The 9,188-nt window shown below is 72.3% G+C and carries 13 protein-coding genes; 11 read left to right on the forward strand and 2 right to left on the reverse strand.

Annotation, left to right across the window (positions count from 1 at the left end):
* From VFN12_RS06800 to VFN12_RS06820, 5 genes are all read left to right on the forward strand, one after another.
* Window positions 1-454, forward strand: a 454-nt coding sequence (locus tag VFN12_RS06800) for a hypothetical protein (RefSeq protein ID WP_325117864.1), incomplete at its 5' end; no start/stop codon positions are given.
* A gap of 100 nt (window positions 455-554) precedes the next feature.
* A complete protein-coding gene (hisI, locus tag VFN12_RS06805; protein ID WP_325117865.1) occupies window positions 555-902 on the forward strand; it encodes a phosphoribosyl-AMP cyclohydrolase in 348 nt (115 codons plus the stop codon).
* A complete protein-coding gene (locus tag VFN12_RS06810) occupies window positions 895-1,473 on the forward strand; it encodes a Trp biosynthesis-associated membrane protein (RefSeq protein WP_325117866.1) in 579 nt (192 codons plus the stop codon). Before hisI ends, VFN12_RS06810 begins: the two co-directional genes overlap by 8 nt.
* Window positions 1,474-1,538: 65 nt before the next feature.
* A complete protein-coding gene (locus VFN12_RS06815) occupies window positions 1,539-1,739 on the forward strand; it encodes an HGxxPAAW family protein (RefSeq protein ID WP_325117868.1) in 201 nt (66 codons plus the stop codon).
* A 1-nt stretch (window position 1,740) separates the two neighbouring features.
* Window positions 1,741-2,169 carry a DUF2752 domain-containing protein gene (locus VFN12_RS06820; protein WP_325117869.1) on the forward strand — a complete coding sequence of 143 codons (429 nt, stop codon included), beginning with the start codon at window positions 1,741-1,743 and terminating at the stop codon, window positions 2,167-2,169.
* A gap of 3 nt (window positions 2,170-2,172) precedes the next feature.
* Here the strand turns inward: VFN12_RS06820 and VFN12_RS06825 are convergent, their stop codons facing one another.
* Together VFN12_RS06825 and VFN12_RS06830 are read right to left on the reverse strand one after the other, a co-directional pair.
* Window positions 2,173-2,511, reverse strand: coding sequence for a DUF4190 domain-containing protein (locus tag VFN12_RS06825; protein WP_325117870.1), 339 nt, complete (start codon window positions 2,509-2,511; stop codon window positions 2,173-2,175).
* A gap of 97 nt (window positions 2,512-2,608) precedes the next feature.
* A complete protein-coding gene (locus VFN12_RS06830; protein ID WP_325117871.1) occupies window positions 2,609-2,959 on the reverse strand; it encodes a DUF4190 domain-containing protein in 351 nt (116 codons plus the stop codon).
* A 135-nt stretch (window positions 2,960-3,094) separates the two neighbouring features.
* Here VFN12_RS06830 and trpC point away from each other — a divergent pair, with 135 nt between their 5' ends.
* The 6 genes from trpC to VFN12_RS06860 form a co-directional block, all read left to right on the forward strand.
* A complete protein-coding gene (gene trpC / locus VFN12_RS06835; RefSeq protein WP_325117872.1) occupies window positions 3,095-3,880 on the forward strand; it encodes an indole-3-glycerol phosphate synthase TrpC in 786 nt (261 codons plus the stop codon).
* Window positions 3,877-5,133, forward strand: coding sequence for a tryptophan synthase subunit beta (trpB, locus tag VFN12_RS06840; RefSeq protein ID WP_325117873.1), 1,257 nt, complete (start codon window positions 3,877-3,879; stop codon window positions 5,131-5,133). Before trpC ends, trpB begins: the two co-directional genes overlap by 4 nt.
* Window positions 5,130-5,924 (forward strand): tryptophan synthase subunit alpha, encoded by a 795-nt coding sequence (trpA, locus tag VFN12_RS06845; RefSeq protein WP_325117874.1) that lies wholly within the window; start codon window positions 5,130-5,132, stop codon window positions 5,922-5,924. The genes trpB and trpA overlap by 4 nt, the downstream gene beginning before the upstream one ends.
* Window positions 5,917-6,567, forward strand: a complete 651-nt coding sequence (locus tag VFN12_RS06850) for an SCO family protein (protein ID WP_325117875.1) — start codon at window positions 5,917-5,919, stop codon at window positions 6,565-6,567. The genes trpA and VFN12_RS06850 overlap by 8 nt, the downstream gene beginning before the upstream one ends.
* Entirely contained in the window at window positions 6,567-7,466 is a 900-nt protein-coding gene (gene lgt, locus VFN12_RS06855; protein WP_325117876.1) for a prolipoprotein diacylglyceryl transferase, read from the forward strand. The genes VFN12_RS06850 and lgt overlap by 1 nt, the downstream gene beginning before the upstream one ends.
* Window positions 7,467-7,773: 307 nt before the next feature.
* The coding region (locus VFN12_RS06860; RefSeq protein WP_325117877.1) for a glutamate synthase central domain-containing protein at window positions 7,774-9,188 on the forward strand (1,415 nt) is incomplete at its 3' end.

A 9,188-nucleotide genomic window follows, 5' to 3' on the forward strand; every position in this document is an offset into this window, starting at 1 on the left:
GCACCACCACTCCGACCACTCGGGCGGCATGCGGCCCTACGTCGCGCTCGGCGCGCGGGTGGTGGTGCACCAGTCGGCGGTCCGGTTCTTCGGCCGGGTCTTCCGCCAGCGCAGCTCGACGATCATGCCGGACCGGCTCGATCGGTCCGACCGACCGGCCCGGTTCCGCGCGGTGCCCAACGGCGGCAGCATCCTGCTCAACGACGCCGACCAGCGGATCGAGGTGCTCTCCTTCGACGTGACGCACTCTGTGGACATGACGGTCACGTTCATGGAGCAGGCAGGCGTGGTCTTCGTGAGCGACATCTACAGCCCCCCCGGGCCTCCCGGCGACGGCGGTCGGGCGCTCAACAACCTGATCGAGGCCAACAACCTCAACGTCGCATGGATCGCCGGCGGGCACGGAAGCGTCATCTCCTACGCCGACTTCCAGGCCCAGCTGCCGCCTGGCTGACCGTACCGGTCGAAGTGCGGGCGGGCGCCGGATCGCCGGGGCTCCGAGGGCCGACCCGCCCGCACTTCGGCTGATCGACCTGGGCCGGGATACTGGAGGGGTGAGCGCACTCGACCCTGCCGTGGCGGCCCGTCTGAAGCGTTCGGCGGAGGGGCTGGTGCCGGCCGTCGTGCAGCAGCACGACACCGGCGAGGTCCTGATGCTGGGCTGGATGGACGACGAGGCCCTGGCCCGCACGATCAGCACGGGGCGAGCGACGTACTGGAGCCGCTCGCGCAAGGAGTACTGGGTCAAGGGGGAGACGTCCGGCCACGTCCAGCACGTCAAGGAGGTCCGGCTGGACTGTGACGGCGACACCCTGCTGGTCAGGGTCGACCAGGAGGGCGCCGCCTGCCACACCGGCGAGCGCACCTGTTTCGACCGCGACCGCGTGTGGCCCGATGCCTGAGCCCCGCTCCACGTTCGCGCCCGTGCTGGCGCTCGGGTTGGCGGGAGCCACGATCGCGGCGGTCGCCGCGTCGAAGCCGTGGGTGGTCGACACCTCGCTGCCGGCCGGCAGCGATCCGCTCGGGTTGGTCGCCGACGCCGGCGAGATGCCGCTTGCCCTGGCCCTGAGCCTCGTGGTGCTGGCCTGCTGGGGTGTGCTGCTGGTGACCCGTGGCGTGGTGCGACGCGTCGTCGCCGGGTTGGCGCTGGTGGCGGCCGTGGGACTCGCCGTCGCGGTCGTGGTCGGGCTGTTCACCCTGCCCGACCAGGTGCAGCAGGCGTTCCCCGACGGGTTCCGACGCACGACCGACACCGACGTCATCGAGCAGACCGCCTGGTACTGGGCCGCCGCCGTCGGGGCGCTGCTGTCCGTCGTCGCCACCGCCCTCGCCGTGCGGTGGGTCGGTCACTGGCCCGAGATGGGCAGCCGGTACGACGCCCCTGGTGGCGCAGTCGCCCAGACGCCACCGGAGGAGACGAGCAGCCTGGACCTGTGGAAGTCGATCGACGAGGGTCGTGACCCCACGGTGTGACCGGGCTGAATAGACTGGCTCGAGCACGACAGCCCGGCCGCCCCGCACTTCTGAGGAGCCCCCACATGACAGCCCACCATGGCAACACTCCTGCGGCCTGGACCGCCGTTGTCGTCGCGATGCTCGGCTTCGTGGTCGGCGGCGTCGCGCTGATGCTCGACCCGGTGAACATGACCCTGTTCTGGGTCGGCTGCGCGCTCGGGGTCGGCTCGCTGGTGGTGTTCGCCGTGATGGCCAAGCTGGGCCTCCACGGCAGTCGCGACTGAGATGACCGCCACGGCGGTGTCGCCCGCGGTGCCGACGCGGCTGCGGCGCGTCGTCCCGCCGCTCGCCACGATCGCCGGTCTCGGGGCGGCGACGCTCGCCCTTCACGTCCGCGACCCGCACGCGTCCGGAAGCTGGGGCTACTGCCCGCTGTCGCTGATCGGGATCTACTGCCCCGGCTGCGGCGGCCTGCGCGCGGTCAACGACCTGACCCACGCCGACCTGATGGGTGCCGCCTCGAGCAACCTGCTGCTCCTGCTCGCGCTGCCACTGACTGTCTTCGTCCTGACCCGGTGGACGTTCGACGCGTGGCAGGGCCGAGAGCGCGGGTCGACCGCACTCTCGTCCCTGCCGGTGACCTCGGTCGGGATCGCTCTGGCCGCGGTGTTCACCGTGGCGCGCAACCTGCCGGGGAGCTGGCTGGCCCCCTGACGCTCAGGGGGTGGTGTCGAAGGTCCCGTCGAACGTCAGCGCGCCTGTGGCGAACAGGATGATCTGCAGGGCGAGGAACGCCAGCGCGACGATGCCGAGGATGAAGCCGGCCTTGGCCAGGCCCGCGCCGCCCTGGCCGGTGGCCCGGATCTCCTGCTCCGCGCTTCGGCCCAGGATGATGGCGACGACGCCCAGCGGGCTGCAGCAGAGCAGGCCGAGGATGCCGGTCACGAGAGCCCACGTCGCCTTCTGGTTGTTGCCCGCGGGCGTGGGGGCGCCGTACCCGGGCTGCTGGCCGTAGCCGCCCCCCGGCGGCGGGGGAGGAGGTGGCTGCTCGGTCATGGGTGACTCGCTTTCCGTGTCGGTGCCGCCCGGGCAGGACGACGTGGGCCGGGTGATCCCGGAGGTCAGTGGCCCGGAGGCCGCAGGTGGCGCGGTCCTACAGGTTGCCGCTGGTCGACATCCCGAAGGCGAACAGGACGACCAGCGCCACGAGGCCGACGGCCATGAGGATCATGGCGACCAGCCCGAGGATCCATCCGGCCTTGGCGAGCCCCTCGCCGGAGAGGCTGCCCTGCGAGGCCTGCACCTCGCGCTCGGCACGCTTGCCGACGATGAAGGCGGGGATGCCCAGCGGGGCGCAGATGACCAGTGAACAGATGCCGAGCACGAGTGCCGTCACGGCGGATCCGTGCGTGGGGCCGGGCTGTCCGCCGTACGGCGGTTGCGGACCGTGCGGCCCGCCGGTGGGCGGCGGTGGCGTGCCGTAGCTCAAGAGAAGGACCCCCATGCTCGTTCGTGTCGGCTCGGCGCGAGGCTACACAGGTATCGCCCTGCGGAGGTGGACATCGGGCTGGTGGCTCGCCGTGAGAGGCTGGTCCCGGCAGAGATCGGGGTGGATCAGGCTCAGGAGTTGGCGGCAGCGGTGAGTTCAGTGCTCGACGACATCGTCGCGGGCGTGCGTCTCGACCTCGCCCGCCGCGAGGCGGACACGACCCCCGCCGACCTCCGCGCGGCGCTCGTCGACGTGGCTCCGCCGCGCGACCCGATGCCGCACTTCCGCCGGCCCGGGCTCAGCGTGATCGCGGAGGTCAAACGACGCAGCCCGAGCAAGGGAGAGCTGGCCGAGATCCCGGAGCCCGCCGCACTGGCCGGCGCCTACGCCCGGGGAGGTGCGGCCGCCATCAGCGTGCTCACCGAGGAGCGGCGCTTCGGCGGGAGCCTGGCCGACCTCCGGGCGGTCCGGGCCGCCGTCGACGTGCCCCTGCTGCGCAAGGACTTCATCGTCACCCCCTACCAGCTGCTCGAGGCACGCGCCGCCGGCGCCGACCTCGCACTCCTGATCGTCGCCGCCCTCGACGACGACTCGCTCCGGCGCCTCCACGACGACGCCCGGGAGCTGGGCCTGACCGTCCTGGTCGAGGTGCACGACGAGGCCGAGACCGAGCGGGCGGTGGCGCTCGGCGCGGAGCTCATCGGGGTCAACGCCCGCAACCTGCGGACGCTCGACGTCGACCCGGACACCTTCGGCCGGCTCGCTCCGCTGGTCCCCGCAGACCGGGTCCTGGTCGCCGAGTCCGGCATCTCCGGGCCGGCGGACGCCGATCGCCTCGCCGGCCAGGGGGCACAGGTGGTCCTCGTGGGCGAGGCACTCGTCCGCGACGGCGATCCCGAGGCCGCGGTGCGGGCCCTGTCCCGAGGCACGCCATGACCTACGACGCCGACGAGCGGGGCTACTTCGGGGCGCCCGGCGAGCCGCAGTGGGGTGGGCGCTTCATGCCCGAGGCGCTCGTGGCGGCCCTCGACGAGCTCACGGCGGCCTGGCAGGACGCCATGGCCGACCCGACCTTCACCGCCGAGTTCGAGCAGATCCTGCGCGAGTACGCCGGGATCCCCAGTCCGCTCTACCTCGCGGAGCGCCTCAGCGACCAGGTCGGGTGCCGGATCCTGCTCAAGCGGGAGGACCTCAACCACACCGGCGCCCACAAGATCCGCAACGTCCTCGGCCAGGCCCTCCTCACCAGGCGCATGGGCAAGACGCGGGTGATCGCCGAGACCGGGGCGGGGCAGCACGGCGTCGCCAGCGCGACGGCGGCGGCCTACTTCGGCTTCGACTGCACCGTCTACATGGGTGCCGTCGACACCCGTCGGCAGGCCCTCAACGTCGCCCGGATGCACCTGCTCGGCGCCAAGGTCGTCCCCGTCGAGTCGGGCAGCGCCACCCTCAAGGACGCGATCAACGAGGCGCTGCGCGACTGGGTCGCGAGCGTCGACCACACGGCGTACCTCTTCGGCACGGCCGCCGGCCCCCACCCGTTCCCGAGCCTGGTCCGCGACTTCACCAGCGGCATCGGCGACGAGGCCCGCCGGCAGTGCCTCGAGCGGTACGGCGCGCTGCCCGACGCCGTCGCGGCCTGCGTCGGCGGGGGGTCCAACGCCATCGGCCTGTTCCAGGCGTTCCTCGACGACGAGGGGGTCGCGATCTACGGCTTCGAGCCCGGCGGGGAGGGGGTCGAGACCGGGCGCCACGCGGCGACCATCGCGGCCGGCGCCAGCGGGGTCCTGCACGGCGCCCGCAGCTACGTGCTCCAGGACGACGACGGCCAGACCATCGAGTCGCACTCGATCTCCGCCGGCCTCGACTACCCCGGGGTGGGACCCCAGCACGCACACCTCGCCTCCACGGGGCGCGCGACCTACCTCCCGGTCACCGACGCCGAGGCGATGGACGCCTTCGCGCTGCTGAGCCGCACCGAGGGCATCATCCCCGCGATCGAGTCCGCCCACGCCGTCGCCGGCGCGCTGGCGGTCGCGGAGAAGCTGGCGGCGGAGAAGGGACCGGAGGCGACGATCATCATCAACCTGAGCGGCCGCGGCGACAAGGACATGGACACCGCCGTCGACTGGTTCGGGCTCGGTGATCCCGACGAGGTCACCGCCGAGCCCGTGGGAGACGACGAATGACCGTCTCCACCGCCTTCGACCGGGCGCGGCAGGAGGAGCGCGCCGCCCTGGTCGGCTACCTCCCAGCCGGGTTCCCCGACGTCGACGGAGGCATCGAGGCCCTGACCGCCATGGTCGAGGCCGGGTGCGACGTGATCGAGGTCGGCCTGCCCTACTCCGACCCGGTGATGGACGGCCCCACCATCCAGACCGCGGCCCAGCGGGCGCTCGACGGCGGCGTGCGCACCCGTGACGTGCTGCGCACCGTGGAGGCGGTCGCCGCCACCGGCACCCCGACCCTGGTGATGACCTACTGGAATCCCGTCGACCGCTACGGCGTGGACCGGTTCGCCGCCGACCTGGCCGGTGCCGGGGGAGCGGGACTGATCACCCCGGACCTGACCCCCGACAGTGCCGACGACTGGATCGCGGCCGCCGACGAGCACGATCTCGACAAGGTGTTCCTGGTCGCCCCGAGCTCCACCGACGCCCGGATCGCACTGACGACCCGGGCCTGCCGCGGCTTCGTCTACGCCACGGCCGTCATGGGCGTCACCGGCGCTCGCGAGTCCACCAGCGAGCTGGCCGGGCCCCTCGTCGCCCGCACCCGCGCCACGACCGAGCTCCCGGTCGCCGTCGGGCTGGGTGTCAGCACCGGCCGGCAGGCCGCCGACGTGGCGTCCTACGCCGACGGCGTGATCGTCGGCTCGGCCTTCGTGCGCGTCCTCCTCGACCACGCCGACGACCGCGCTGCCGGACTGCGCGCCCTGACCTCCCTCACCGAGGACCTGGCCAGCGGTGTCCGTGCGTAGTGCCACCGGGTCCGGCCGCCGAACCGGTGCCTGGCGCACCGCCGCCGCGGTGACGGCCGCCCTGCTCCTCCTCGCTGCCACGTCCGGGTGCGGCGACGACGCGTCGTCGGCAGGGACCGGGTTCCACGGCGCGGTCCTCGACGAGCCGTACGTCGTCCCCCAGCAGCCCCTGACCGACACCGACGGGGAGCGCTACTCGCTCACCGCCGACACCGACCGGCCGCTGACGCTGGTGTTCTTCGGCTACACGGCGTGCCCGGACATCTGCCAGACCGTGATGGCCTCGCTGGCCTCGGCGATGACCCGCCTCGACGAGCAGGACCGCGAGCGGGTCGACGTGGTGTTCGTGACCACCGACCCCGCCCGCGACGACGCACGCGCCCTGCGCACGTACCTCGACCGGTTCGACCCGTCCTTCATCGGGCTGACCGGGGACCTCGAGACCATCGTCGACGTCGGCAAGCCGCTCGCCGTGGCGGTCGAGAAGGGTGAGCGGCTGCCCAGCGGCGGCTACGAGGTCACCCACAGCACCCAGGTGACCGCGATCGACGAGCACGACCGGGTGCCGATCCTGTGGACCCAGGGCACCTCCTCCGCCCAGTTCGCCGACGACATCCACCGACTCCTCGAGGACGCCACCTGATGACGACCAGCCTGACCGTCCTGTCCATCCCGAGCCCCGGCGACGGGGTCTGGAACCTGGGGCCGGTGCCCCTCCGCGGCTACGCCCTGGCCATCGTGCTGGGCATCATCGCCGCCATCTGGATCGGCGAGCGCCGCTGGGTGGCCCGCGGCGGCAAGCCCGGCGAGGTCAGCGACCTGGCGGTCTGGGCCGTCCCGTTCGGCCTGGTCGGCGGGCGGCTGTACCACGTGATCACCGACTACGAGAACTACTTCGGTGGCGACAACAACCCGATCACGGCGCTCTACCTCTGGCGGGGCGGCCTCGGTGTGTGGGGCGCCATCGCCATGGGCGCCCTCGGCGTGGTCATCGGCGCCCGCCGCAAGGGGATCCGCGTGCTGCCGGTCCTGGATGCGATGGCCCCCGGGGTGCTGGTCGCGCAGGCGATCGGGCGCTGGGGCAACTGGTTCAACCAGGAGCTCTTCGGCCGGCCCACCGACCTCCCCTGGGGGCTGGAGATCGACCTCGACAACCGGCCGGTGGGATACACCGGCGCCGAGGCCTTCCACCCCACGTTCCTCTACGAGTTCCTCTGGTGCCTCGCGGCGTTCGCGGTGGTCGTCTGGGCCGACCGCCGATTCCGGCTCGGCCACGGCCGGGTGGTCGCGCTCTACGTGATGGCCTACACCCTGGGCCGCGGCTGGATCGAGATGCTGCGCATCGACGACGTCCAGATGCAGGACGTGCTCGGCGTGCGCCTCAACGTGTGGACCTCCATCGTCCTCTTCGCCGCCGCCGCGACGTACTTCGTCGTGGTCGGACGCCGCCACCCCGGCCGGGAGGAGCAGGTCTACACCCGGGCGCAGGAGTCGGAGGAGCCCGCCGAGACCGACACGGGCGCCAACACCGACCCCACCTGAGGTGTCCGGGGTGCAGTCAGCCCCTCGGAAGCGGCGAAACCCGGTGGTAACCTGACTCTCCGCTCGGGCCAACGTCGTCCCCTGCACAGCTTCAATGAGCACAGCCAGCTTGCCGACCACGCGCGGTGCGCTGCGCCCCTCCGCAGGGGCCCGGCGATCGGCGCAGACGACGACGGGAGAACGCCCGGTGCCAGGACAGCACGCCTTCCCGCCGCCCCAGTACACCAGCGCGCCTCCGGCGCAGTACACCAGCGCGCCTCCGGCGCAGGGGCTCTACGACCCCCGCCACGAGCACGACGCCTGCGGCGTGGCCTTCGTGGCCCGGCTCTCCGGCGAGCCCGACCACGACATCGTGGGCAAGGCACTCACAGCCCTGCGCAACCTCGACCACCGGGGAGCGGCCGGCGCCGAGCCCAACTCCGGCGACGGTGCGGGCATCCTGATGCAGATCCCCGACGCCTTCCTCCGCGAGGTCGTCGACTTCGACCTGCCGCCCGTCTCGTCGTACGCCGTCGGGACGGCGTTCCTCCCCGGTGACGACGAGCAGGTCGCCAAGAATCGCCGCCGGATCGAGGAGATCGCGGCCGAGGAGGGCCTCGACGTGCTGGGCTGGCGCGAGGTCCCGGTCGAGCCGGACCTCCTCGGCGCCACCGCCCGCGGCGTGATGCCGGTGTTCAGCCAGCTGTTCCTCGCCGGTGCCGGCGCCCGTGTCGCCGGGATGGCGCTCGAGCGCATGGCCTACTGCCTGCGCAAGCGGGCCGAGCACGAGACGGAGGTCTACTTCCCCTCGCTCTCCAGCCGCACCCTGGTCTACAAGGGCATGCTCACCACCAACCAGCTGGACCACTTCTACCCCGACCTCACCGACGAGCGCGTCGCCTCCGCACTGGCCGTGGTCCACTCGCGCTTCTCCACGAACACCTTCCCGAGCTGGCCGCTGGCCCACCCGTTCCGGTTCATCGCCCACAACGGCGAGATCAACACCGTGATGGGCAACCGGAACTGGATGCGGGCGCGTGAGGCGCTGCTCGACTCCGACCTGTTCAACGGGGACCTGAACCGGATCTTCCCGATCTGCAGTCCCGGCGCCTCCGACTCGGCGTCCTTCGACGAGGTGCTCGAGCTGCTCCACCTCGGTGGACGCTCGCTTCCGCACTCGGTGCTGATGATGATCCCCGAGGCGTGGGAGAACCACACCGAGATGGACGCGAAGCGCCGTGCCTTCTACGAGTTCCACGCCTCGCTCATGGAGCCGTGGGACGGCCCCGCGTGCGTCGTGTTCACCGACGGCTCCCAGATCGGCGCCGTCCTCGACCGCAACGGCCTGCGCCCCTCGCGCTACTGGGTCACCGACGACGGCCTGGTGGTCCTCGCCTCCGAGGTCGGCGTCCTCGACCTCGAGCCCGCCTCGATCGTCCGCAAGGGCCGGCTCCAGCCGGGCCGGATGTTCCTCGTCGACACCGACGAGCACCGGATCATCGAGGACGAGGAGATCAAGGCCGAGCTCGCGGCCGAGCACCCCTACGACGAGTGGTTGCACGCCGGCCTGATCCAGCTCGACGACATCCCCGAGCGCGAGCACATCATCCACACGCACGCCTCGGTCACCCGGCGCCAGCAGATCTTCGGCTACACCGAGGAGGAGCTCCGGATCCTGCTCACCCCGATGGCCAACACGGGCGCGGAGCCGATCGGCTCGATGGGCACCGACACCCCGATCGC

The sequence above is a fragment of the Nocardioides sp. genome, from assembly GCF_035703625.1.
Lineage (GTDB): Bacteria > Actinomycetota > Actinomycetes > Propionibacteriales > Nocardioidaceae > Nocardioides.